The sequence below is a fragment of the Hymenobacter arizonensis genome (genome assembly GCF_900115775.1).
Classification (GTDB): Bacteria; Bacteroidota; Bacteroidia; order Cytophagales; family Hymenobacteraceae; genus Hymenobacter; species Hymenobacter arizonensis.
The window spans coordinates 390,747-413,844 of the sequence record NZ_FOXS01000004.1; the positions used below are offsets into that span (position 1 = coordinate 390,747).

Annotated in this window: 23 protein-coding genes; 14 read left to right on the forward strand and 9 right to left on the reverse strand. The window is 58.3% G+C overall.

The window, feature by feature from the left end:
• Nucleotides 1-95 precede the first annotated feature (95 nt).
• From atpC to BMZ66_RS16075, 4 genes are all read left to right on the forward strand, one after another.
• A complete protein-coding gene (gene atpC / locus BMZ66_RS16060) occupies nt 96-341 on the forward strand; it encodes an ATP synthase F1 subunit epsilon (protein ID WP_092675835.1) in 246 nt (81 codons plus the stop codon).
• 152 nt (nt 342-493) lie between these two features.
• Entirely contained in the window at nt 494-1,555 is a 1,062-nt protein-coding gene (locus BMZ66_RS16065; protein WP_092675838.1) for an AI-2E family transporter, read from the forward strand.
• Nucleotides 1,556-1,605: 50 nt separating this feature from the next.
• Nucleotides 1,606-2,736, forward strand: coding sequence for a trans-sulfuration enzyme family protein (locus BMZ66_RS16070; RefSeq protein ID WP_092675841.1), 1,131 nt, complete (start codon nt 1,606-1,608; stop codon nt 2,734-2,736).
• Nucleotides 2,737-3,049: 313 nt separating this feature from the next.
• Nucleotides 3,050-4,153 carry a DUF3616 domain-containing protein gene (locus BMZ66_RS16075; protein ID WP_092675844.1) on the forward strand — a complete coding sequence of 368 codons (1,104 nt, stop codon included), beginning with the start codon at nt 3,050-3,052 and terminating at the stop codon, nt 4,151-4,153.
• A gap of 9 nt (nt 4,154-4,162) precedes the next feature.
• Here BMZ66_RS16075 and BMZ66_RS16080 read toward each other — a convergent pair whose 3' ends face one another.
• Genes BMZ66_RS16080 through BMZ66_RS16090 form a run of 3 tightly spaced genes read right to left on the reverse strand, consistent with a single transcriptional unit; the run spans nt 4,163 to nt 6,661 of the window.
• Nucleotides 4,163-5,326: a DegT/DnrJ/EryC1/StrS family aminotransferase gene (locus tag BMZ66_RS16080; RefSeq protein WP_092675847.1), complete on the reverse strand. Its 1,164-nt coding sequence runs from the start codon at nt 5,324-5,326 to the stop codon at nt 4,163-4,165.
• Nucleotides 5,319-6,011: an acetyltransferase gene (locus tag BMZ66_RS16085; RefSeq protein ID WP_092675850.1), complete on the reverse strand. Its 693-nt coding sequence runs from the start codon at nt 6,009-6,011 to the stop codon at nt 5,319-5,321. Before BMZ66_RS16085 ends, BMZ66_RS16080 begins: the two co-directional genes overlap by 8 nt.
• An 8-nt stretch (nt 6,012-6,019) precedes the next feature.
• Nucleotides 6,020-6,661 carry a sugar transferase gene (locus BMZ66_RS16090; RefSeq protein ID WP_092675852.1) on the reverse strand — a complete coding sequence of 214 codons (642 nt, stop codon included), beginning with the start codon at nt 6,659-6,661 and terminating at the stop codon, nt 6,020-6,022.
• A 47-nt stretch (nt 6,662-6,708) separates the two neighbouring features.
• Here BMZ66_RS16090 and ispE point away from each other — a divergent pair, with 47 nt between their 5' ends.
• Nucleotides 6,709-7,533, forward strand: a complete 825-nt coding sequence (ispE, locus tag BMZ66_RS16095; RefSeq protein ID WP_092676182.1) for a 4-(cytidine 5'-diphospho)-2-C-methyl-D-erythritol kinase — start codon at nt 6,709-6,711, stop codon at nt 7,531-7,533.
• Here the strand turns inward: ispE and BMZ66_RS16100 are convergent.
• From BMZ66_RS16100 to tgt, 3 genes are all read right to left on the reverse strand, one after another.
• Nucleotides 7,530-8,477, reverse strand: a complete 948-nt coding sequence (locus BMZ66_RS16100) for a DMT family transporter (protein ID WP_369407600.1) — start codon at nt 8,475-8,477, stop codon at nt 7,530-7,532. The genes ispE and BMZ66_RS16100 overlap by 4 nt on opposite strands.
• A 132-nt stretch (nt 8,478-8,609) precedes the next feature.
• Entirely contained in the window at nt 8,610-9,689 is a 1,080-nt protein-coding gene (locus BMZ66_RS16105) for an LptF/LptG family permease (protein ID WP_092675855.1), read from the reverse strand.
• An 83-nt stretch (nt 9,690-9,772) separates the two neighbouring features.
• Complete coding sequence (tgt, locus tag BMZ66_RS16110) at nt 9,773-10,903, reverse strand: tRNA guanosine(34) transglycosylase Tgt (protein WP_092675858.1); 1,131 nt, start codon at nt 10,901-10,903, stop codon at nt 9,773-9,775.
• Nucleotides 10,904-11,222: 319 nt separating this feature from the next.
• On the opposite strand from tgt, the gene BMZ66_RS16115 reads away from it, so the two are divergent.
• The 4 genes from BMZ66_RS16115 (at nt 11,223) to rsmG (ending at nt 14,124) form a co-directional block, all read left to right on the forward strand.
• The gene (locus BMZ66_RS16115; protein WP_177204761.1) at nt 11,223-12,377 is read left to right on the forward strand and encodes a glycosyltransferase; all 1,155 of its coding nucleotides are present in this window, start codon (nt 11,223-11,225) and stop codon (nt 12,375-12,377) included.
• Complete coding sequence (locus BMZ66_RS16120; RefSeq protein WP_092675865.1) at nt 12,368-12,991, forward strand: RNA polymerase sigma factor; 624 nt, start codon at nt 12,368-12,370, stop codon at nt 12,989-12,991. Before BMZ66_RS16115 ends, BMZ66_RS16120 begins: the two co-directional genes overlap by 10 nt.
• Nucleotides 12,992-13,067: 76 nt before the next feature.
• Nucleotides 13,068-13,442 (forward strand): hypothetical protein, encoded by a 375-nt coding sequence (locus BMZ66_RS16125; protein WP_092675868.1) that lies wholly within the window; start codon nt 13,068-13,070, stop codon nt 13,440-13,442.
• Nucleotides 13,443-13,506: 64 nt separating this feature from the next.
• Complete coding sequence (rsmG, locus tag BMZ66_RS16130; RefSeq protein WP_092675870.1) at nt 13,507-14,124, forward strand: 16S rRNA (guanine(527)-N(7))-methyltransferase RsmG; 618 nt, start codon at nt 13,507-13,509, stop codon at nt 14,122-14,124.
• 205 nt (nt 14,125-14,329) lie between these two features.
• Here the strand turns inward: rsmG and BMZ66_RS16135 are convergent, their stop codons facing one another.
• A complete protein-coding gene (locus BMZ66_RS16135; RefSeq protein ID WP_092675873.1) occupies nt 14,330-15,316 on the reverse strand; it encodes a YheT family hydrolase in 987 nt (328 codons plus the stop codon).
• 298 nt (nt 15,317-15,614) lie between these two features.
• Here BMZ66_RS16135 and rpsT point away from each other — a divergent pair, with 298 nt between their 5' ends.
• Entirely contained in the window at nt 15,615-15,866 is a 252-nt protein-coding gene (gene rpsT / locus BMZ66_RS16140) for a 30S ribosomal protein S20 (protein ID WP_046245794.1), read from the forward strand.
• Between the two features lie 280 nt (nt 15,867-16,146).
• On the opposite strand, the gene pyk is transcribed toward rpsT, so the two are convergent.
• Together pyk and BMZ66_RS16150 are read right to left on the reverse strand one after the other, a co-directional pair.
• Nucleotides 16,147-17,586 carry a pyruvate kinase gene (pyk, locus tag BMZ66_RS16145; protein ID WP_092675876.1) on the reverse strand — a complete coding sequence of 480 codons (1,440 nt, stop codon included), beginning with the start codon at nt 17,584-17,586 and terminating at the stop codon, nt 16,147-16,149.
• Nucleotides 17,587-17,800: 214 nt separating this feature from the next.
• Nucleotides 17,801-18,229: an IPExxxVDY family protein gene (locus BMZ66_RS16150; protein WP_092675879.1), complete on the reverse strand. Its 429-nt coding sequence runs from the start codon at nt 18,227-18,229 to the stop codon at nt 17,801-17,803.
• Nucleotides 18,230-18,402: 173 nt separating this feature from the next.
• Between BMZ66_RS16150 and BMZ66_RS16155 the strand changes: the two genes are divergently transcribed.
• From BMZ66_RS16155 to nadE, 4 genes are all read left to right on the forward strand, one after another.
• The gene (locus BMZ66_RS16155) at nt 18,403-18,639 is read left to right on the forward strand and encodes an acyl carrier protein (RefSeq protein ID WP_035564218.1); all 237 of its coding nucleotides are present in this window, start codon (nt 18,403-18,405) and stop codon (nt 18,637-18,639) included.
• Nucleotides 18,640-18,806: 167 nt separating this feature from the next.
• Complete coding sequence (gene fabF / locus BMZ66_RS16160) at nt 18,807-20,057, forward strand: beta-ketoacyl-ACP synthase II (protein ID WP_092675882.1); 1,251 nt, start codon at nt 18,807-18,809, stop codon at nt 20,055-20,057.
• A 179-nt stretch (nt 20,058-20,236) separates the two neighbouring features.
• Nucleotides 20,237-20,962, forward strand: coding sequence for a ribonuclease III (gene rnc, locus BMZ66_RS16165; RefSeq protein WP_234795123.1), 726 nt, complete (start codon nt 20,237-20,239; stop codon nt 20,960-20,962).
• Nucleotides 20,963-21,047: 85 nt separating this feature from the next.
• On the forward strand, nt 21,048-22,970 hold the full coding sequence (nadE, locus tag BMZ66_RS16170; protein ID WP_092675889.1) for an NAD(+) synthase: 1,923 nt from the start codon (nt 21,048-21,050) through the stop codon (nt 22,968-22,970).
• Nucleotides 22,971-23,098: the final 128 nt, after the last annotated feature.

Below are 23,098 nucleotides of genomic sequence, written 5' to 3' on the forward strand. Positions count from 1 at the left end.
CAGTAATTCAGTTACTTGCGCAGTAGAGATGCTTCGGCTCCGCGGACGCCAGATGAGCATGACGTTCTTTTTTAGCCTGACAATTCAACAATAAAATGCACCTAGAAATCATCACCCCCGACCGCAAGGTATTCGAAGGCGAAGTGACGTCGGCCCAGTTTCCGGGGGCCGATGGCTTGTTTGAGGTACTGAACAACCACGCCCCGCTGATTGCTGCTTTGAAAGCCGGCCAGGTCGTGTTGACTGGCGCCGCTGGCCGCGAGGCCATTTCTATCGAAGGCGGCGTGGTGGAAGTACTGCGCAACAACGTGATTGTGCTCGCCGAAGGCGCTGGGCTGTAAGCGAGTTGCTAGTTGGCCTAGCGGGTTGCTATGGCTGCTGTTATTTGAAAGCCGTTTCTGCCCCGCAGGAACGGCTTTTTTTATTGCACAAGCGGACAAAATTATGCCACCTGCGTACCCCACAAACCGTGTGCTGATTTACTAACATTCCGATGCAAAAACCTTCCGACCCATTTGCTGCTGTCGAGAACATTTACACCCCCCGCCAGCGGTACCTGCTGCTGGTGTTTTCACTCGCTGGCTTATTGGGCCTGATGGTAATGGGGCTGGCGCAGTACCTGACGGCCTTTCTGGCGGCGGGTATTCTGTTCGTGGTGTTTCGGCCGGTGTGGGTGGCATTGGTGCACCAGCGCCGTTGGAATCGGAGATTAGTAACCATTGGCATCCTGCTTGTGACGGTGGTGGTGCTGGTGGTGCCATTTTATGCCCTTAGCTCGCTGCTTCTGGACCGCTTGGTGAACTTTGCTAAGAATCCGGAGCGGATATTAGAAGTGGTCCACAAGGTCGAAAATGCTACCGGTTTCAACTTTACCGCGCAGTTGAACGTGCGGGAATTGTTGTTGCAGGGAGCCAATAAAGTGAGTGGGTGGCTGCCGACACTGGCCAGTAGCGCGCTTAATTTCCTGGTTGTGGTCGGGCTCATGCTGTTCACCATGTACTACCTGTTTATGCAGGAAACGTACTTTCTGCTGGGGCTGCACCGGTACCTGCCCTTTCGCAACGAGACGCTGCAGGACCTGGGCGAGGCACTCAAGAACAACGTGAACGCCAACGTGCTGGGGCAGGTGCTGGTGGCGCTGGTGCAGGGTATCCTTACAGGCATCACCCTCAAGATTTTTTCGGTGCCCGACCCGGCATTCTGGGGGGTTGTGGCCTTTTTTATGGCGTTTTTGCCGGTGCTGGGCACGCCTCTGGTTTGGGGGCCGGCGGCGCTGTATCAGTTTTCGGTGGGCGCAAACACACAGGCCATCGGCATTCTTCTGGTGGGCTTCATCGTGATTGTGAACGTGGATAACCTGCTGCGCATCATGCTGGCCAAACGCATGGGCGATATTCACCCGCTGGTGACCTTGGTGGGGCTGGTGTTGGGCGTGGAAATCTTTGGGCTAATCGGGCTGGTGGTAGGGCCGCTGCTGGTGTCTTATTTCCTGGTGCTAATGGAGGTTTTTCGTCGCGAAAACCGGCTGCGGCGCGAAAGCGAGGTGCCGCGGTAAACCCGGCCGTGATTGCCGACCTTTGCCGGACTATTCCCCAAGCGGCCCTCATGAATCACACGGATATCCATCCCAAAATCACTCCCATCTACCAAACCTCCGTCTTCAAGTTTGAGGACCTGGACGCCATCCAGCAGTATTTTGATGAGCCGGGGAGTCGCTACATGTACTCGCGCAACGGCAACCCCAACAGCGACGAGCTGGCCCAGGCTGTGAACCGCTGGGAAGCCGGCGCTGGGGCCGTGGCCACGGGTTCGGGCATGGCCGCCATCTTCGCGGCTATAATGACTTACTGCCAGGCCGGCGACCACGTGCTGTGCGCGGCGGATATCTACGGCGGCTCGGCGGCGCTGCTGAATCTGGAGTTATCGCGGCTGGGCATCACGGTGAGCTACGTTCCCTTTGAGGAGCTCTATGACCTGAAAAGCCACGTGCAAGCCAGCACCAAGCTGCTGCTTTGCGAAACCATGAGCAACCCGCTGCTGCGCGTGGTGGACCTGCGCGCCCTGGCCACCGAATGCCAACAGCACGGCCTGAAACTGGTGGTAGACAACACCTTTGCTACGCCCGTTCTCACCAAGCCATTGGCTTATGGCGCCGACTTAGTGCTGCATAGCGTGACTAAATACTTAGCCGGCCACTCCGATGTGACGGCCGGGGCCGTGGTGGCCCGCACACCTCAAGATGCCGCCCGCCTGCGCCAGATAGGAACCGTTTTTGGCTTGACTCTGAGCCCGATGGAAAGCTGGCTGAGCGTGCGGGGCATGAAAACCATGCGCCTGCGGGTGGCTGCGCACAGCTACAACGCCCAGCAGGTAGCCGAGTTTCTGGAAGTGCACCCGGCCGTGGAGGCAGTGTATTACCCCGGCTTGCTGGCGCACCCTCAGCACGTGCTGGCGGCTTCGCAGGGCCACGGTCTGTTCAGCGGCATGCTCTCGTTTCGGCTGCCCGACAATGCTGCGGTGGTGAACCGCTTCATGCAGCGGTCGGAGCGGTTTCCGTTTGCCCCTTCGTTGGCGGGCGTGGATTCGTCGTGCTCACACCCGCTACACACCTCGCACCGGGCGCTGACTGATGCGCAGCGGGCTGAACTGGGCATTACCGTGGGGCTAGTGCGGCTAAGCGTGGGCATCGAGCCAGTAGAAGAGCTGCTGGCTGACTTGGCGCACGCGCTGGAGTAAGGACGGGACAGCCAGTGTTATGCACCAACAAAGACAGTTTCATTTGGCTCCCAAGCTCCGACTGTACTGGATGAGACCCTCTGCGCCAAGACTGATATAAGCGTAGCGGTGGCACTGGCGTATGGCGTCGTCCCTAATAAGGGCGAGGGTGATGTAGAAACAAAGCGTTGTTGATAGGTATCGGCAAGGTGTTAAAGGCCTGTGGCCAACGGATTGTAAAACAATTCACTGTTCGGAAAGGATAGCAAAAACAGAACCTATCGGCGGTGCGCTCGTTTCGCGCTTACTCACCTAGTCGACTCTGTACTACACCATGCGCCGCCAGCCCTACACGCTCCATTTCAACCCCAAGCTTAGCCTAAATGCTGATAAAAAGCACGTGCGCGATGGCTTATCGACAACCCTGCTGGTGGGAGAAAACCTGTGGGTGTGCTGCGACGAGCGCACCACCATGGAACGCCTGCGGCGAACGGGGCCGCACGAGTTTGGCGAGCACTGCTCGTACCAACTCACCGAACTGCTCGACCTGCCCGCTGGGGAGGATATTGAAATTGACATTGAGGGCATGGCCGAGGCTGGTCACTACCTCTGGTTGGTGGGTTCGCACAGCCTTAAACGCAGGAAGTCCAACGAAGAAGATGCGGACGTAGCCAAGCAAATTAAAAGGTTGGCGAAGGTCGAGGCAGATGGCAACCGCTACCTGCTGGCCCGCATTCCTTTGGTTTTAAACAAAGAAACTGGCGACTACGAGCTGCACAAAAAAGCCCCGCACCCCACGCAAGCGGGCCAAACCCTAACCGCGGCCCAGCTCCGCGGCAACGACAATGCCAACGAGCTACTCGACCTCCTGGCCGAAGACCTTCACATCAAACCATTTATTCAGATTCCCGGCAAGGACAATGGCTTTGACATCGAAGGGATGGCCGTGAATGCGCAAGGGCAGGTGTTTGTGGGGTTGCGCGGCCCTGTGCTGCGCGGCTGGGCCATAGTGTTGGAGCTGAGGCTGGAAGAAGACAAGCACGGCCGCCTGCGCCTGGGCAAAGTGGAAGGTGCCACCGAAACGTATTACAAAAAACACTTCCTCGCCCTGGGCGGCATGGGCTTGCGCGAGCTTCGCTTGCGGGGCCACGACCTGCTGCTGCTGGCCGGCCCCACCATGGACCTCGACGGGACCATTGCCGTGTATTGCTGGTCCAACGCCACCCGCCAGCCCACCGACAGCCTGATTGGAGACGAGAAAATCCAGCGCCTCTTCGATGTGCCCCACGGCCACGGCCCCACCGCCGGCAAGGACAAGGCCGAAGGCATGGCCCTGCTCGACGACCGGCACGTACTCATCGTATTCGATAGCCCTACTGCCACGCGCAAGACCGGCAAAAACCAGGTAGTGGCCGACTCGTTTCTGCTACCGGCTTAGCCCTCTTCCTCAAAAGCATTCGGCCAGCGCCTCGGCCACGCGCCGCAGTTCCACGTCGGTCATGGCGGTACCGCTGGGCAGGCAAAGGCCCCGGGTAAATAAGTCGGCGCACACCTCGCCGCCGTACATGGGGGCCGCCTGAAAAAGCGGCTGCAGGTGCAGCGGCTTCCAGAGTGGCCGGCATTCGATGTTGTGGGTTTCCAGCTGGCGGCGCACGGTTTCGGGCGTGACAAGCGCGGTGCCGGGGGTAGCATCCGGGTCAGCAGGTTTTAGCAGAATGGTGGTGAGCCAGCGGTTCGAGCAGCTGCCTGCGGGCTCTGGCGCCAGGGCCACGCTGAGGCCGGGCAGGCGAGCCAGGTTTTCCTGGTACCAGGAAAATATTTCGCGGCGCTTTTTCACCCGGTCTTCCAGCAGCCCCATTTGGCCGCGGCCAATGCCCGCCAGAATATTGCTCAGGCGGTAGTTGTAGCCAACCTGCGAGTGCTGGTAGTGGGGAGCCTCGTCCTTGGCCTGGGTAGCCAGGAAGCGGGTTTTTTTGGCTAGCTCCGCGTCGTTGGTGACCAAGGCGCCGCCACCGCTGGTCGTCAGTATTTTGTTGCCGTTAAAGGAGAACACTCCGACTGTACCAAAGCTGCCCAGCGGCTGCTTATTGAAACGGGAGCCCAGGGCTTCGGCTGCGTCTTCCAGTATCGGCAGCTCGTATTCGGCCGCCAGGGCCAGTATTTCTGGCAGGCGGGCGGGCATGCCGTACAGATGTACCAGAATGAGGGCCTTGGGCTTTTTTCCTTTGGCAATGCGGTCCACAACGGCTTCGCGCAGACGCTCGGGGCAAATGTTCCAAGTGTCGGGCTCACTATCGACGAAAACGGGCGTAGCGCCCAGGTAAAGGATGGGGTTGGCCGTGGCCACGAAGGTGAACGAAGGGCAGAGCACCTCATCGCCGGGGCCCACGCCTAGCAGAATCAGCCCTAGGTGAATGGCCGCCGTGCCCGACGACAACGCCACGCAGTGCGCCACGCCGGTGGCTTCACAGATGTCGGCTTCAAAGCCGGTTAGGTTTGGTCCGGCCGGAGCCACCCAGTTGTCCTCAATCGCCTTGTGCACATAGTTCATCTCGTGCCGGCCCAGGTGGGGCGGGGAGAGAAAGAGGCGGTCGTGGTCTTGGCTACGCATTTACTTTTTTGATGGACTTAGCCGGTACGCCCACGGCCGTGATGTTGGCAGGAAGGTCGCGCACGGCAACTGCGCCGGCCCCTAAAATGGTGTTTTCCCCGATGCGCACCCCCTGAATGACGGTGGCATTGGTGCCGAGGTAGCAGCCCGCGCCCAGGTGCGCGCCGCCGCTCACGTTGGCGTGCGGCATCAGCGAGGCAAAATCTTCGAGCACGGCGTCGTGGCCAACGGTGCAGCCCAGGTTCAGGAGCACAAACCGACCTAGGGTGATATCGCACGTCAGGAGGCAGCCCTGCTGCACAATGCTGCCTTGGCCCAACGTAATGCGCTGCTGCGAGCCCAACGCCACCGCGGGATGCACCAGCACTGGGAACGAGAGCTGCGACGATGTTAGCCGGCTCACCACCGCGGCCCGGCCAACGGGGCTGCCCACGGCCACGGCCACGGCCAGGGGCTCGGAGGTGGCGTTAAGGTCGGCGCTGCTGCCCAGGTAGGGGAGGCCCGCCACGGTGGGCGTGGCTGGTGCCTGGTCGTCATAAAAGCCGCGCACGTCCCAACTTGGGTGCACGGCGTTTAGCTGCTGAATCAACAACAGCACTTCGCGGCCCAAGCCCCCTGCGCCGAAAATCACAAGGGGCACACCGGGTTCGGTTTCTTCGTATTCGGAGAAAAACAACGTGGTCATAAGGCAATCTACGGGGAAACAGAGGGAGGGACACTACCGCGGAAAGCGACCGTGGTGGCCTGCCCGGGGGCGGTTATGCCGCTGCCGCGCAGCACCCGCCCGGCTGTGCGCCACAAGATGTTCATATCCAGCCGCCACGAGATATTATCGACGTACCAGACGTCGTAGGTAAATTTTTCTTCCCAGGAAATGGCATTGCGGCCGTTTACCTGCGCCCAGCCCGTGAGGCCGGGCCGAACCTCGTGCCGACGGGCCTGCTTGGGCGAATACAGCGGCAGGTATTCGGGCAGCAGCGGGCGCGGGCCCACCAGGCTCAGGTCGCCGCGCAAAATGTTCCAGAGCTGAGGCAGTTCGTCGAGGGACGTAGTGCGCAGCCAGCGGCCCAGGGCGGGCAGACGGTCGGCGTCGGGCAGCAGGTGGCCGGCGTCGTCGCGCGCGTCGGTCATGGTTTGAATCTTATACAGCGTGAATAGCCGCCCGTGCCAGCCCGGCCGTTGCTGCCGGAACAACACCCGGCCGCGATTCTGTACTGCAGCCAATGCCGCCGCACCGGCCAGCAGCGGCAGGGCCAGCACCAGCAGGGGCAGGGCAATGGTCACGTCGAGTAGGCGCTTGCCATGCCGGGCATAAAAAGAATCGGGAGCGGACACGGTGCAAAAGTAACTTTGTGGCGCAGGCTTTGGCCTGCCTCCTGCCCATGCTCGTTTTCCCCAACGCCAAACTCAACCTCGGCCTCTACGTCACGGAACGCCGCCCCGATGGCTTCCACAACGTAGAATCAGTGTTTTTACCCTTGCCCTGGACCGATGCGCTGGAGATATTGCCTGCCCCAGCCGGCCAGCCAACGAGCATCACGCTCACCGGGCGCCCCATTCCCGGCAACCCAGCCACCAATCTTTGCGTGCGCGCCTACGAGCTGCTGCAAGCCGACTTCCCGCAGCTGCCACCCGCCCAAATCTACCTGCACAAAATAGTGCCCATTGGAGCCGGCCTGGGCGGTGGCTCAGCCGACGCCGCGTTTGCCCTGAAGGCGACAAATGAGCTGTTTAGCTTAGGTATCTCTGTTGAAACCCTTGAAAGCTACGCGCGTCAGCTGGGCTCCGACTGTGCCTTTTTCATTCAAAACAAGCCCGTGCTGGCCATGGAGCGAGGCGACGTTTTTCAGGAAATCGACTTGAACCTGACGGGTACCGGCTGCCTAGTAGTTTACCCAAACCTGCACATCAGCACCCCCGAAGCCTTTGCACGCATCACGCCGCAGGCGCCGGCCCACGCGCTGCGCGCTGCTTTGGCCCAGCCCTTGGAAACGTGGCGCGACACGGTGAGCAACGACTTTGAAAAGTCGCTGGCGCCTGCCTACCCCGTGCTGGCCGAAATCAAGCAGCAGCTCTACGCTGCTGGGGCCGCTTATGCCAGCCTGTCGGGCTCGGGCTCGGCCGTTTATGGGCTTTGGCCGGCCTCGGTAGCTGTGCCGCATTTGGAATGGCCGGCTACGTACACTGTGTGGCACGGGGTGCTTTAGACCGGGATAACTGGCACATGCTCGGGCTCTTTGTCTTTTACCAGCCGTGCCACTAATGGATGAATAAGCACGCTGAATAGGATGAGCAGCGTGCCCAAGTAAAAGCCAGTAGACATGCGTTCCTGGTTGAATTGCGGCGCGTGCAGCAGGCCCTTCGTGTGCAGCCAATAAATGGCTACTGCCATGGCAATGCCGTAAACCGGCTCCAGGTTAGTGGTCAGGTTCACGGCGAAAGCCGAGATACGCTTCATCAGCTCAACCGAAGCCGAGAATGCGTACACCGTGCATACGCCGGCCAGTATTGCCAGCCACAGCCAGTCGTAGCCGTGCCAGGCCAGCTGTAGCCCTTGGCCCTGCGTGAAAAAGTGGCTGTATACTGGAAAGAAAATGGCAATGCTCACACACGCCCCCAACATCTCATAAAAAGTAAGCCGCAGCGGCGGGTGGGCTTTCACCAGCTTGGCATTGAGCACGCTGAACAGTGCCGAAAGCCCCGCCGAAACCACCGCCACGCCCAGGCCCAGCAGTTGGTCGAGCTCAGCCTGGCTCACTAGGTACAGGCCCACCATGGTGATGAGGCCCAGGCCCACCTCGTACCCCCGCACGCGCCGCCACAGCAGCAGCGGCTCGAGCAGCGAGGTCCACAGGGCCAGCGTGGCCAGGCCCGCCAGGCACACACTCACCGACGACAGCCGCGCTGCTAGGAAGAAAGTAATCCAGTGCGCGGCCACCAGCGAGCCCACCGCCAGCAGCCGTAGCACCTGCCCCGGCGGAATGCGCCACGTCACCCGGCGGCCCACCAGCAACAGCCCCAGTCCGGCCGAGGCTAGCAGCGTGCGCCAAAATACCAGTTCCACCGGCGGCACCGTCAGCAGCTTGCCCAGGATGGCCGTGAAGCCCCACAGGAGCACAATGAAATGAAGCTTGAGGTAGTCTTTCAACAAGGGTAGGAGGGTATGGGGTGGGAGAGCAGGAGGTAAAAAGGTGGGAGATACATGGGTGTAATGGCAGCGCTACCATACGTAACGTGCGGTTAAAGCAACTCGCACCCTCTTACCCCCATACCCTCTTACCCTTTATTTCGGCACGAAGCGGTACAGCGCCAGCCCGATTCCGGTAAAAACCATGCTGGGCACCCAGGCGGCAATGAATGGGTCGAGGCTGCCTACTTGCGCTAGGTTGCGGCTCAGCATCACAAAAATGATGAACACGAAGGCCAGCACGAAGCCCAGCGCAATTTGCCCGCCCACACCGGCCCGCGATTTTCGGGCGCTGAGAATGACGCCAATTAGCGTGAGAATAACGATGGCGAAAGGGTAGGAATATCGCTCGTACTTCTCGCTCAAGTAAAGCTGCGTGTCGTCGGCGCCGCGCTCGATTTTGGTGTTGATGTAGTCGTTTAGCTCGGGCAGGGTGAGGGTTTCGGCCAAGCGGTAAGTGCTGGCAAAGTCCTTCGGAAACAGGTTCAGCGTGGTATCGCGGGCCGGCACGGTTTCCAGTCTCTCGTCTTGTGGGCCGTGGAAAGAGCGAATCAGCTGCGGCGACATCCGCCACACCTGCTTGGTCGAATCCCAGTTGATGGCATCAGCGGTGAGACGCCGGCGCAGCACGGTGCCATCCACGGTTTCGAGCGCAAAGTGAAAGCCGATATTATTAATATTATCGTAGCTCTCCATGTACACGTAGTGCTTGGGCCCAATCTTGATGTGCACGTTGCGCCCCTGAAATCGGTAGGGCAGCTTGATGTAAGCGCGCTCAAATGCCACTCGCGATTTATTGCCAATGGGCAGCACCCAGCCGATAAGCCCAAATATTAGCAGTCCCACCACCGCCCCGCCCGCCGCATAAGGCAGCATCAGGCGTTTAAAACTCACGCCACTGGCCAGAATGGCCACAATTTCGGTGCGCGCCGCCAGCTGCGCCGTCACAAAAACGACGGCAATAAAAATTGTAATCGGCGAGAGAAGGTTGGCGAAATAGGGAAATAGGTAAACGTAATAGCCGAAAATAATCTGCGACATCCCCAGATTATGCTGGATAAAATCGTCGTTTTTCTCCGTGAAATCAATGACGCAAATAACCGACACGAGAATAACCACCGAGAAGAAAAACGCGGCGAGAAATTTCTTGATAATGTATTTGTCGAGGATATTCATTTTCAATCAATGAGCAATGAACATTTAATAATGAGCAATTCCGAACAACATTGTTCATTGCTCACTGCTAATTGTTAATTGGTTTACAACCGGGTCATCACCTGCTTCACCATCCGGTCTTTCCAGGGGCCAAACGTGCCGGCCACGATTTGCTTGCGTGCTTCCTTTACCAGCCACAGATAAAAAGCCAGATTGTGCGCCGAAGCAATTTGCGGGCCCAGCATTTCCTGGCACTGGAACAAATGACGCAGGTACGCCCGCGAGTAGAACGTGCTGGCGTGCCCGCCCAGTTCGGCGTCGATGGGCGAAAAATCGGTGGCCCACTTCTTATTCGTCACGTTCATAATGCCCTGCGTCGTGAACAGCATACCGTTGCGGGCGTTGCGGGTTGGCATCACGCAGTCGAACATGTCCACGCCCAAGGCAATGTTTTCCAGGATGTCGGCTGGCGTGCCCACGCCCATCAGGTAGCGGGGCTTGTCCTTGGGTAGAATATCGCAGACCAGCTCAGTCATTTCGTACATCAGCTCGGCCGGCTCACCCACGCTCAGGCCGCCAATGGCGTTGCCCTCGCGCCCCTGGGCCGCAATAAATTCCGCCGACTTGATGCGCAAATCCCGAAACGTGCTGCCCTGCACAATGGGGAAAAGCGTTTGTTGGTATCCATAGAGACCCTCGGTGCTGTCGAAACGCTGAATGCAGCGCTGCAGCCAGCGGTGCGTCATGTCCAGGGAGCGGGCGGCGTAGTCGTACTCGCAGGGCCAGGGCGTGCACTCGTCAAAAGCCATGATGATGTCGGCCCCAATCACCCGCTGAATGTCCATCACACCCTCAGGCGAGAACAAATGCTGGCTGCCGTCGATGTGCGAGCGGAATTTGACGCCCTCTTCCTTGATTTTGCGGGTGTTGCTGAGCGAATACACCTGGTACCCGCCGCTATCGGTGAGAATAGGCCGGTCCCAGCCATTAAACTTATGCAAGCCCCCGGCGGCGCGCAGCACGTCGAGGCCCGGGCGCAGGTATAGGTGGTAGGTGTTGCCGAGAATAATCTGGGCGTTGATGTCCTCCTTGAGGGTGTGCTGCGACACCGCTTTCACGGTGCCAGCCGTGCCCACGGGCATAAATATGGGCGTTTCAATGGCACCGTGTGCCGTTTCGAGGCGGCCGGCGCGGGCTTTGGTGGCGGGGTCTTGAGCGAGAAGGTCGAAAGTCATTCTAGAGAAATACGTAGCGCAGGAGAACGTCAGGCAGTGCGGGGAATTCCTACCGTAGTAGTAAATCCAATCGTCTGTCATTCTGAGCTTGCGAAGCACCTTATCACGGCTGAACAAATCGTTCGAATCCAATAAGGTGCTTCGCAAGCTCAGCATGACAGATGAAAGTGACAGTCGTGACAGACGAAGCAGTAGCAATGCTTCACTGCACTCTGCATGACGTTCTGATTAAATCCGCCGCTCTGCTAGTTCTGACCACAAAGATACCCACCCGCCCCGCGTCCCGTACTTTTGCCGGCTCTCTCACCCCGCATCGCCGTTGCCGTTACCCATACCCACGTCCCCCTTCTTTTGGCTTCTGCTTGCGAGCGTGGTGGTGCAGCTGTTTTACGCGGCGTATTTCTTCTGGCCCTTCGCTGGCCGCGCCCCCGAGGCACCCGCCGACGCCCCCGGCCCCGACACCGAACCCGTTTCCATCATCGTCTGCGCCCGCAACGAGCTTCCTAATCTGCGCTGCCTGCTGCCCCTGCTGCTGAAGCAGGACTACCCCGCCGGTTTCGAAGTCATCCTCATCGACGACCGCAGCGAAGACGATACCTACCTCTACGCCCAGCAGCTGGCTCAGTACTACCACGAAAAGGTGCGCCTCGTGAGCGTGGCCCGCACCCCCCGCGGGTTTGCCCCCAAAAAATACGCCCTCACCCTCGGCGTGAAAACGGCCCGGTACCCCCGCATGCTGTTCACCGATGCCGACTGCATTCCGGCCACCGACCAGTGGCTCCGACTGATGCAGCGCGGCTTTGCCCAAGCCGGCCGCAAACCAGCCGCCGATTTAGTCGTCGGATTCTCAGCCTACGCCGAAGCCCCGGGCTTTCTCAACCAGCTCATCCGCTTCGAAACCCTGCTCACCGCGGCCCAGTACCTGAGTTTTGCCTGGCGGGGCTGGCCCTACATGGGCGTGGGCCGCAACCTGGCTTATACCCGCGCCTGCTTCACGGCCACCAAGGGCTACGCCTCGCATATCCGCCAACTCAGCGGCGACGACGACCTGCTGGTGCAGGACGCCGTACGCCAAGGCCAGCAGGTAGCCGTGGTGGCCGACCCCGCCGCCCACACTTTAAGCGAACCCGCCGCCACGTGGGCCGTATGGTGGCATCAGAAACGTCGGCATTTGTCGGCCGGCCGGGCCTATCGATTGGCCGACCGCTTGCGGGTGGGCACCTTCTTAGCAGCCAATATGTTGTTCTATTTGGCTGTCGTGGTGCTAGTATTTTCCCCAAACAATTGGATACCTTTGGCGGTCGTATGCACCCTCCGAACATTGTTTGTGAGTGCCGTGTATGCCCGCCTAAGCAGGCGCCTCCAGCAGTCCGTAATCGTCGGATTGCTCCCCGTGCTAGACTTAGTCTATTTTTTTCAGTATCTGGCCTTGGGAATTTCTTTATTCCTTAATCGCACCCTTCGATGGAAGTAAACAATCAAGATATTCAGAAGCAGTTTTCAGTTAAAGCCAAGCACGACTTTAAGCTGATTCGTGCCGCCGTGGACAACGGCGACGAGAAGGCCTATGCCGAGTTGATGCAGATTTACAAGAAGCCCGTTTACCACGTGGTTCTCAAAATGGTGCGCAACCAGGACGATGCCGAAGACCTCACCATCGAGGCTTTTGCAAAGGCCTTCCGCAACCTGCACAAGTTCAACCCCGAGTACGCCTTCAGCACTTGGCTGTTCCGCATTGCCACGAACAACTGCATTGACTTTATTCGTAAGAATAAAATCAAGACCATGTCGATTGATTCCGCCATCAAAGTGGACAACGGCGACGAAATCACCATCGATTTCCGCGACAACGACCTGAACCCGGCCGAGCACGCCGTGCGCAACCAGAAGATTGAAATCATGCGCCACGTAGTGTCGCGCCTGCCCGACAAATATCAGCGCCTCGTGTCGCTACGCTACTTCGACGAGCTCAGCTACGAAGAAATTGCCACCGAGCTCAAAGCCCCGCTCGGCACCGTGAAAGCCCAGCTGCACCGCGCCCGCGAGCTGCTCTATGACATGGTGAAGCACACCAAACAGATTATTTAATTGAAAAAAAGCTCCGGTGTAAATCGGAGCTTTTTTTATGTAGACCTTGGTAGTCCCAATAAGAAGGCTGCTCCCTTTGGTTTATTTCATCATTTTATTTTTCTACGCCATCGCCCTGGCGACCTCATTGCTTGGAGGGTTTCTGCTGCGGTTCACCCGCTTCCGGTCCGCTTCGCGATACGTACTAGGGGCTGCACTGGGCACCCTGCCGGGCTTGGTGGTAGCCAATGCCTTTTTGTGGCTGGTGCTGTACGCTATAATTAATTTGGGGCCCAATGGCAACGCCACTCCAGTAGCTGATGCTCCCGTTTGGCTCACCACATTGGGGGCTGTAGCGGTGGTGGGCGCTATGGTTCTTGTGCCCATTGTAGTCACGGTACTAGGCGTAACTGTGGGCGCCATTGGCGGCATGTACGTGGCTTGGCGCATCAATCAGCCGCGTAGTCGCTAACAACTGCCTGCAACATAAGGGGCACAGATGTGCTGAAAGCAGCTTAAGGTGCAACTTTGTACCCATGAACCTCCTGCAGCACTACTTCCCCGAACTCACCACTAAGCAGCTTCAGCTTTTTAAGCAGCTGGAAACCGAATTCCGGGCCACTAACGAAGCCATCAACCTCGTGTCGCGCCCCGACATGGAAAACTTCGAGGAGCGCCACCTGCTGCATTCGCTGGCCATTGCTAAGGTAATAAAGTTTCCCAAGGGCAGCGCGGTGCTCGATGTGGGCACTGGCGGCGGCCTCCCAGGCTTGCCGTTGGCCATCATGTTCCCGGAAGTGCATTTTCACTTGGTCGACAGCATCGGCAAGAAAATTCGCGCCGTGCAGTTCATGGCCGCGGCCCTCGGGCTGGACAATGTCACGGCCGAGCAAACCCGCGCCGAGCAGGTGCGCCAAAAGTTTGATTTCGTAGTAAGCCGCGCTGTGGCACGCCTAGCCACCTTCCACCCCTGGATTGCCCAGCGCTACAAGCCCCAAGGGGCAGCCGGCGCGGGCCTGTACTACCTAAAAGGCGGCGACCTAACCGATGAAGTAGCCGAGTCTGGCCTCAAAGCCAAGGTGACAAACCTCAGCGACTTCTTCAGCGAGGAGTTTTTTGAGACGAAAAAGGTGGTGTTCGTCGCGGCTAAGTAAAACGATTGTCATTGCGAGTGCAGCGCAGCGAAACGCGGCAATCCGTCCTCGTCTCAGCGACAAGCTTTCTATTGTGACAAACCCTTTTCTGCACGACAGCCATGATTCCGAAATGAGCCCGAGCTTGTCACATCACTGGGGTCTGCGCTGAGACCAGGACAGATTGCCGCGTTTCGCTGTGCTGCACTCGCAATGACAGAGGTGCCTATGCTGGCACCTCAGCCGTGAGAAACTCCACGGCTCGTCGTTCCGAGTAGTATTCGCCGTCGGGCGAGCCTTCAGGGAAGCCCACGTGCCCACCTTCAGGCGGTGTTTCCAGAAACACAAACGGAGAATTGGCGGCTACTTCCCGCGGAAAGCAGGAAGCCGGCAGGAATGGGTCGTTCTGTGCGTTTACCAACAGCGTGGGCACCTGAATGCCGCTCAAGTAGCGCCCTGAGCTGGCATGCTGGTAGTAGGCATCGGCCGAGTCGAAGCCGTGCATGGGCGCGGTATAGCGGCTGTCGAACTCTTGAAAATCGCGCAGGTCTTCTATGCCATCCAAATCTACTTGGCCCGGCAGCAGCTCCGCCTTGGCCCGCACTTTCAGCCGCAGCGACTTCAGAAAGCGGCGCAGGTACACTTGGTTCTGAGGCCGGCTGATATACACGGAACTGGCCTGCAAGTCGGTCGGGACAGAGAACACGGCGGCTCGTTTTACCTCGGCGGGCACCCGGGCTGGCTCTTCACCCAGATACTTCAAAGTCACGTTGCCGCCGGCACTGAACCCTACCAGATAAACGCGCTGGTAGCGCCCGGTGGCCACCGCGTGGCGCACTACCAAGTCCAGGTCGTCAGTATCGCCGAGGTGGTAGGAGCGGAGCAGGCGGTTCATTTCGCCGCCGCAACTGCGATAATTCCAAGCCAGAGCGTCGAGGCCGGCACGGTTGAGGGCGCGCACCATGCCGCGCATGTAAGGGCGAGAGGCATCTCCTTCGAGGCCGTGCGAAACAATGGCCAGGCTATCGGTGGGCCGCATTTCGGGCAGGCGGCTCCAGTCCAAGTTCAGGAAGTCACCGTCGGGTAGTTCCAGCCGTTCGCGCTGGTAGGCTACGCCGGGCACGGTGCGCCAGAGGCTGGGCACGATGGTTTGCAGGTGGCCGTTGAATAAATAGAACGGCGGCTGATAGCGGGAGTTAGATACCAGAGGCATGGCGCATAAATTTTAATAGAGCAGCAGCGCTATGATTGGAATAGGGTAGATAGTAAAGTTCGTACATAATCGGCATGCATACTAATTATTGGCCTCAATTGCTTGGGAGCGCACATGCAAAACAACTTATGAGCATCGTGCCGGGCGGAGCGAAGCATGGCGCTCAGCGAGTCGTTGTGTCTCCATCCTGCTTGTCCTCAATATTTTTGCCGACATGGTTTGATTTTACCGAGCAGGTTTGTACCTTTGCCCTCCCAAACACAGAACTCAAGCATAACGCTCCTATATATTCCAACTCATGGCAAACCATAAGTCGGCCCTCAAACGCATCCGCAGCAACGAAGCCAAGCGCGTGTTGAACCGTTACCAGCACAAATCCACCCGCACGGCCATCAAGCGCCTGCGCGAAGCCACCGACAAAACAGCCGCTCAAGAGCTGCTGAAGAAGGTGTCGTCGATGTTGGACCGTTTGGCCAAGAAGAACATCATCCATAAGAACAAAGCTGCTAACAACAAAAGCAAGCTGACAAAGCTCGTCAACGCGCTTTAGTGCGAGACGAGTTTAGTAGGGCCAGACTGCGCCGCCCCAAGGTCTGGTTCTACGCTCCTTACAAAAGCCCTGCTTCAAAAGAGCAGGGCTTTTTGCGTCCGAACCGCGGATTCGCCGGATTAATCGGATTTCGAGAACGATTATTCAAATGTCCTTTTGTGATTTGACTACCAGTTGACAAGAAAGAGGCCACTCATATGAGTGGCCTCTTTTGTTTGTTTTAGTAATCGTCCTCGAAATCCTACTAATCCGTCGCATCCGATAAATCCGTGGTTCCGAATTAAGCCACGCTCACTTTCACCATGTTGGCTTTGCCTTTGTCCTGAATCGGCATCGAGCCAGTATTGATGAACACATCGCCAGCCTCAAGGTGGCCGGTGGTAGTCAGAACGTAGCGAATGTCGGCCACAGTGCTGTCGGTGCTGATGAGGCGGTCGTAGTAGAAGCTACGCACGCCCCACACCAGGCTAAGAGCCGTGAGCAGCGGGCGGTTGTCGGTGAAGATAAAGATGTTGGCTTTGGGGCGGTATTTGGCTAGCTGGAAGGCCGTGTGGCCGTGGTGCGTCATGCCGGTGATGGCTTTCGAACCCGTGTTTTTGGCTAGGTGGCAGGCCGCTGAGATGACGCTGTCGGCCATGAAGTTGGGGCTGGTTGGGGCAATGGGCCACCAATGATGAAATAGCTGGGGGCTATTGTTTTCCACACTCAAAATGGTGCCCACCATGGAGCGGATTACCTCGGCGGGGTAGGCCCCCACGGCGGTTTCGGCAGAGAGCATTACGGCATCGGCCCCGTCGAGCACGGCGTTGGCGACGTCACTGGTTTCGGCACGAGTGGGGCGCGGGGCCGTAATCATGCTTTCCATCATCTGGGTAGCCACGATAACGGGCTTGCCGGCCGCGTTGCACTTGGCAATAATCATCTTCTGGGCCATCGGCACTTCCTCCATCTTCACTTCCACGCCCAAGTCGCCGCGGGCGACCATCACGGCGTCGGTAACGGCAATGATTTCGTCGATGTTGCGGAGGCCATCCGGGGTTTCAATCTTGGCCACCACGCGGGTCTTCTTGCCAGCATCGGAAATCAGTTTTTTGATGAACAGGATGTCATCAGCTTTGCGGGCAAAGCTGAGCGCCACCCAATCCACGTCGTTGTCCATGCCGAACTGTAGGTCTTCGATGTCCTTTTCAGTCATTGAGGGCGCCGACACTTCAGAATCGGGAAGGTTGATGCCTTTGCGGGGCTTTACGAGGCCGCCGTATATTACTTCCACGTCTACTTCCTGGTCGCGGTCGGTGGCTAGCACCTTGAGCTCGATTTTGCCGTCGTCAATCAGAATCATGTCGCCGGCTTTCACGTCGCGGGCCAAACCCAGGTAAATCGTGCTCAGGCGCGTAGCCGTGCTGATTTCCTTCTCGCCGCACACCAGCTTGATTTTGTCGCCGGCTTTGATTTCAACGCCCCCGCCCTCTACTTCGCCCAGGCGAATTTTTGGCCCCTGCAAGTCCTGCAGCAAACCCACGGAGGTGCGCATGTCCTTGTTCAGCCGCCGCACGGTGTTAATAACGGACAGATGGTCTTCATAGGAGCCGTGCGAGAAATTTAGGCGGAACACATCAACTCCTTCCCGAATGAGCGTGCCGAGACGCTCGTAGGTATTCGAAGCAGGGCCTACAGTGGCCACGATTTTGGTCTTGTTGAAAGTGGGACGGTTTTCCATCTATTAAGGGATTGATTACAAAAAAACTCCCCTCCTTTTTTAAGGAGGGGATGTTTGAGCCAAGGCTCAAACGGGGGTGGTTACGTTCGTTAAACGATGCCTGAACAAGCTGCAGGAGTATCGTCCGGGCATCATTCAACGAGTGTAACCACCCCAGCTGGCGCGTCGCGCCAGCGTCCCCTCCTTGAAAAAAGGAGGGGAGCTTATTTTTCCATTACAAAATTAAATTTTCCTTGTACTTCAATGAATTGGGGTCGAATTGGCATACGTACTGCACAGCATCGAGTGCTGTTAGCTGCTGCATCAATTCTTCGTCGGCGAGGTCTCCACTGCCATTACTAACGGCCAGCAGATAGTCGTACTCCTTGATATCGGGGGCTAAGAACGGCTTTTTTAAATTAGAGGGCGCAATGGACCGGTTTCGCAGCAGGCGAAAAGTAAGCGTTTCGGTAGCGTACAGGTAGTGGGTGAATACCAGGCGGCCCCGACTGAGCAGGTTGAGCAGCAGCTCGGGCTGCTTGACAAGGCGCAGGCGCAGGGCCCGGTTGAGGGTCCAGGCAAGGGTGTAGTCGCGGGTGCTGCTGACCAAGCCAAACAGGGCAAAGTCGCACTCGTAATCAACGTCGAGGGTGAAGGTCTTCATATAGCCACGGGTAGGGCACCCGGCGGGCGGGCAAGGGCAAAGCTAACGCTTGCAGCGGGCCACTACCAGGGCTGCCGCCATAATCTTGTACTCGCAATTCGGAAGCACGGGCGTGGGTTAGTTGGAAAATCTCTCGTTACTTTGCGCCGTAGTTTTCCTTAAACCCCACGGAAATGTCTGAAATCGCAGAAAAAGTAAAGGCCATTATTATTGATAAATTGGGCGTTGAAGCCTCGGAAGTTACCACTGAAGCTAGCTTCACGAACGACCTAGGTGCTGACTCGCTGGATACCGTCGAGCTGATTATGGAGTTCGAAAAGGAATTCAACGTAAGCATTCCCGACGACCAGGCTGAGAACATCGGCACCGTGGGCCAAGCCATCAGCTACCTCGAAGAGCACGCTAAATAGTTTAAATCTCGTTACGGAGCGCAGCACATAATTTGAGCGGACCATTTCTCCCGACCTTTTTATTGCGCCCGGAATGAACAGTTAGTTCTGTAAATACCGGCCGGCCCGCCGCCGGCCGGTTTTGCTGTTTTATCCCGCTTCACATTTCGCGCCATTGGCGTTTGCTTATGTCGTCCATCCGACGGGTTGTCGTTACCGGCCTTGGGGCCATCACACCGCTGGGCAATACTGCCCCGGCATACTGGGAAGGCCTGCGTACGGGTACTAGCGGCGCCGCCGCCATTACCCGCTTCGACCCGGCCAAGTTCAAAACCCGCTTCGCCTGCGAAGTCAAAGGCTACGAGCCTGACAATTTTTTCGACCGCAAGGAGCATCGCAAGATGGACCTCTTCACCCAGTTTGGCGTGGTGGCGGCCGACGAAGCCATTGCCGATTCCGGCATCCTGGAAAGCGGCGTCGATAAAGACCGGGTTGGGGTGATTTGGGGTTCCGGCATCGGTGGCCTGAAGTCGCTGCAAGAGGAATGCATTTCCTTCGGTCGCGGCGACGGCACGCCCCGCTACTCGCCCTTCTTTATTCCGCGTATGATTGCCGACTCTTCGTCGGGCAACATCTCGATTAAGAACGGTTTTCGCGGGCCCAACTTCGTTACCACGTCGGCTTGCGCCTCGTCGAACGATTCCATCATTGCGGCCTTCAACAACATTCGCCTCGGCCTGGCCGATGTGATGGTGACCGGCGGCTCCGAAGCGGCCATTACCGAATCGGGCGTGGGTGGCTTCAATGCCCTCAAGGCCATGAGCGAGCGCAACGACGACCCGGCTTCGGCTTCGCGCCCCTACGACAAGGACCGTGATGGCTTTGTGCTGGGCGAAGGCGCCGGTGCGCTGGTGCTCGAGGAGTACGAGCACGCCAAGGCTCGCGGTGCCAAGATGTACGCCGAGCTGATTGGCGGCGGCATGTCGTCGGATGCGTACCACATTACGGCGCCCGACCCCAGTGGCAGCGGCGTGGTGCTGGTGATGCATAACGCCTTGCGCGATGCTGGCATCGAGACCTCCGAAGTGGATTACATCAACACCCACGGCACGAGCACGCCCCTAGGCGACGGTGCCGAAATCAAGGCCATTGAGCAGGTTTTTGGCGAGCATGCCGAGAAAATCAACATCTCTTCCACCAAAAGCATGACCGGCCACTTGCTGGGCGGTGCTGGCGGGGTAGAGGCGGTGGCCAGCATTCTGGCCATGCACCATGGCCTGGTGCCGCCCACCATCAACCTGCACACGCCCGACCCGGAAATCAACCAGGCGTTGAACTTCACCCCGAATGTGGCGCAGGAGCGCGACGTGCGTGTGGCGATGAGCAACACTTTCGGTTTTGGCGGCCACAATACTTCGGTGATTTTCCGCAAGCTGTAGTTTGGCGGCATTCGTTTGCGATACCAAACATAGAACGTCATGCTGAGCTTGTCGAAGCATCTCTACTGCGATACTAATTAGGTTTAGTTTTGCGATAGAGATGCTTCGACAAGCTCAGCATGACGTTCTTGCTTGTTGGATATCAAATAAATAATCAATTACGCATTAGCTCCTTCGTTTTGCTCGGTTTCGTTTCTCGGTTTTTTGGTTCTGATAAGGCATTCCGGCAGGCCGTGAGCACGGTCACGGGGCTCACGCCAACCAATGTGAAGCTGTACCGGCTGGCTTTCACGCACTCCTCGGCGGTGCGGCAGCAGCCGTCCATGGGCCGCCACCAAACCAATGAGCGCCTGGAGTTTCTGGGCGATGCCGTGCTGGGCACGGTAGTGGCAGAATACCTGTTCAAGAAGTACCCCTACGAGCAGGAAGGCTTCCTGACGGAAATGCGCTCGCGCATTGTGAACCGCGAAAGCCTGAATAACATCGCCCTAAAGCTGGGCCTGGACCAACTGGTGCAGCTGGATGCCGGCCAGGGCCGCGCCGCTCGCTCGCGTTCGGTGAATGGCAACGCGCTGGAGGCACTGGTGGGCGCGGTGTACCTGGATTTGGGCTATAAGGCAGCCCGCAAATTCGTCCTCACCCGCATGGTGAAGGGCTTCGTGGACGTGCACACTCTGACCACTACCACGGCCAATTTTAAGAGCAAACTGGTGGAGTGGGCCCAGCGCCAGGGCAAAACCCTGCGCTACGACATCACGGGCGAGGCCCGGCCGGGCGGCATGATGGAGTTTACGGCCACGGTGCTGCTGGATGAGGAAGTGGTGGCCACTGGCATGGGGCTGAGCAAGAAGCAGGCGGAGCAGCTGGCGGCTGACCGGGCGCTGCAGGCGCTGGGCGTTTCGTAAAGCTTCTGGGGCCTTCGAATGGCAAAGGGCAACCTGATGAGCTAAAAAGGAGTTGATTTACAAAAACACTCCTTCCTCTGACCTAATGAGAATAGCCGGCGCCGCCCTCAACCAAATCCCCATCGACTGGGAGCACAACCTTCGCAACATCCGCATTGCCATTGAGATGGCGAAGGAAACTGGCGTGGAGCTACTCTGCTTGCCAGAACTGTGCCTGACTGGCTACGGCTGCGAAGACTTGTTTTTGAGCGACTGGATGCCTGAGGCGGCTCTGGCCCATTTGCAGCAGGTGCGGCAGTGGACCGAAGGAATCTGCGTGATGGTGGGCCTGCCGGTGCGGCTGCACAAGCGCACCTACAACACGGCCGCCGTGCTGCGCAACGGTGAGATTCTGGGCTTCGCGGCCAAGCAGTTTCTGGCTAACGACGGGATACACTACGAAACCCGGTTTTTTACGCCCTGGCTGGCCGGCGAAACCACCACAGTGGAACTAAAAGGGGAGCAGTGGCCGCTGGGTGACTTGCTTTTTGAGCACAACGGCGTGCGCTTTGGCTTTGAGATATGCGAAGACGCGTGGCACCCGGATGATGTGCGCCCGGCCAGCCGTCTGGTGGGCAAGGTTGACTTGATTGTGAACCCCTCGGCCAGCCACTTTGCCATGAGCAAAACCGATGTGCGCTATCAGCTGGTGATGAAGGCGTCACGCACGTTCAATTGCACTTATCTCTACGCCAACTTGCTGGGCAACGAGGCTGGGCGTGTGATTTACGACGGCGAGATTTTGGTGGCTCGCAATGGCCATCTGCTGCTGCGCAACCAGCTGTTGAGCTTCAAAGAAGTTGATTTGGAGTGGATAGATGTAAATTTCGACGCTGAGTTGGCGCCTGCGGCCGACATTGTACCCCTGACTGAACCCGACGAGTACAAAGAGCTGAACCAGGCCATGAGCCTGGGGCTGTTTGACTACATGCGCAAGTCGCGCACCCGCGGATTCGTGCTGAGCTTGAGCGGCGGGGCCGACTCCTGCTTCTGTGCCGTAGGCGTGGCCGAAATGGTGCGGCTGGGCGTAGAGGAGCTGGGCGCAGAAGAGTTTAAACGGCGCAGCGGCTGCTTCCCGGCAGCTGCCGAAACGGTGGTACAGCAGGAGGGAGCCGGCGGCAAAGCAGCCCAAGTGGTGGCAGAAGAAGACGCTGTGGCCCCGGCAGCCCTTAGCACCAATCAGGAATTGGTGTCCCATCTGCTGACGTGTGCCTATCAGGGCACCGTGAACTCGTCGGATGACACCTTTAATTCTGCCAAGGAGCTGGCCGACAGCATTGGTGCCCGCTTTCATAATTGGGAAATTGATGAAGAAGTGGCCGGCTACGTGGGCAAAATTCAAACCGCGCTGCAGCGCGATTTGACTTGGAAAACTGACGACTTGGCTCTGCAAAATATCCAGGCGCGGGTGCGGGCCCCGGCCATTTGGCTGCTGGCCAACGTGCAGAATGCCTTGCTCATCACAACGTCGAACCGCTCGGAGGCCAGCGTGGGCTACTGCACCATGGATGGCGACACGGCCGGTAGCATCTCGCCCATTGCGGGCGTCGACAAAGACTTTGTGAAAAAGTGGCTGCGTTGGGCCGAAACCGAGCTGGGCTACGCTGCCCTACGCCACGTGAACGCCCTGCAGCCCACCGCCGAGCTGCGCCCCCTGGAAGAGAAGCAAACCGACGAACGGGACCTTATGCCCTACACGCTGCTCAACCGCATCGAGCGGCTGGCGTTTTACGACCGCCGCAGCCCGAGCAAGGTGCTGGCCGCGCTGGAAACCGAAGACACCGGCTTCGACCATGAAGAGCTGAAAACGTTCGTGCGCCGCTTCTACACGCTCTGGAGCCGCAACCAGTGGAAACGAGAGCGGTACGCGCCTAGCTTTCACCTCGACGACTACAACGTGGACCCGCGTTCGTGGCTGCGCTTCCCCATTCTTAGCGGCGGATTTGCTGAGGAGCTGGCGGCGTTGTAGGGCTGCTCGAGCTGGTGTAGCGTGGGAGGGAATTAGGTTGCGGAAATAAAAAAGCAGAAATCCGCGCAAGGTTGCCAAGCAAATGGGGCCTAAGGCATTGTAGTTCCTGCTCAAGCTGCTGCCCGGGC

Bases quoted from the DNA above. Each gene is read 5' to 3' on its own strand.
- ispE (WP_092676182.1), top strand. From the start codon at position 6,709: ATGCTCGTTTTCCCCAACGCCAAACTCAACCTCGGCCTCTACGTCACG.
- BMZ66_RS16120 (WP_092675865.1), top strand. From the start codon at position 12,368: ATGGAAGTAAACAATCAAGATATTCAGAAGCAGTTTTCAGTTAAAGCC.
- BMZ66_RS16080 (WP_092675847.1), bottom strand. From the start codon at position 5,326: ATGCGTAGCCAAGACCACGACCGCCTCTTTCTCTCCCCGCCCCACCTG.
- BMZ66_RS16150 (WP_092675879.1), bottom strand. From the start codon at position 18,229: ATGAAGACCTTCACCCTCGACGTTGATTACGAGTGCGACTTTGCCCTG.
- BMZ66_RS16155 (WP_035564218.1), top strand. From the start codon at position 18,403: ATGTCTGAAATCGCAGAAAAAGTAAAGGCCATTATTATTGATAAATTG.
- fabF (WP_092675882.1), top strand. From the start codon at position 18,807: ATGTCGTCCATCCGACGGGTTGTCGTTACCGGCCTTGGGGCCATCACA.
- BMZ66_RS16065 (WP_092675838.1), top strand. From the start codon at position 494: ATGCAAAAACCTTCCGACCCATTTGCTGCTGTCGAGAACATTTACACC.
- pyk (WP_092675876.1), bottom strand. From the start codon at position 17,586: ATGGAAAACCGTCCCACTTTCAACAAGACCAAAATCGTGGCCACTGTA.
- BMZ66_RS16105 (WP_092675855.1), bottom strand. From the start codon at position 9,689: ATGAATATCCTCGACAAATACATTATCAAGAAATTTCTCGCCGCGTTT.
- BMZ66_RS16135 (WP_092675873.1), bottom strand. From the start codon at position 15,316: ATGCCTCTGGTATCTAACTCCCGCTATCAGCCGCCGTTCTATTTATTC.
- tgt (WP_092675858.1), bottom strand. From the start codon at position 10,903: ATGACTTTCGACCTTCTCGCTCAAGACCCCGCCACCAAAGCCCGCGCC.
- atpC (WP_092675835.1), top strand. From the start codon at position 96: ATGCACCTAGAAATCATCACCCCCGACCGCAAGGTATTCGAAGGCGAA.
- BMZ66_RS16075 (WP_092675844.1), top strand. From the start codon at position 3,050: ATGCGCCGCCAGCCCTACACGCTCCATTTCAACCCCAAGCTTAGCCTA.
- BMZ66_RS16085 (WP_092675850.1), bottom strand. From the start codon at position 6,011: ATGACCACGTTGTTTTTCTCCGAATACGAAGAAACCGAACCCGGTGTG.
- nadE (WP_092675889.1), top strand. From the start codon at position 21,048: ATGAGAATAGCCGGCGCCGCCCTCAACCAAATCCCCATCGACTGGGAG.
- rpsT (WP_046245794.1), top strand. From the start codon at position 15,615: ATGGCAAACCATAAGTCGGCCCTCAAACGCATCCGCAGCAACGAAGCC.
- BMZ66_RS16070 (WP_092675841.1), top strand. From the start codon at position 1,606: ATGAATCACACGGATATCCATCCCAAAATCACTCCCATCTACCAAACC.
- rsmG (WP_092675870.1), top strand. From the start codon at position 13,507: ATGAACCTCCTGCAGCACTACTTCCCCGAACTCACCACTAAGCAGCTT.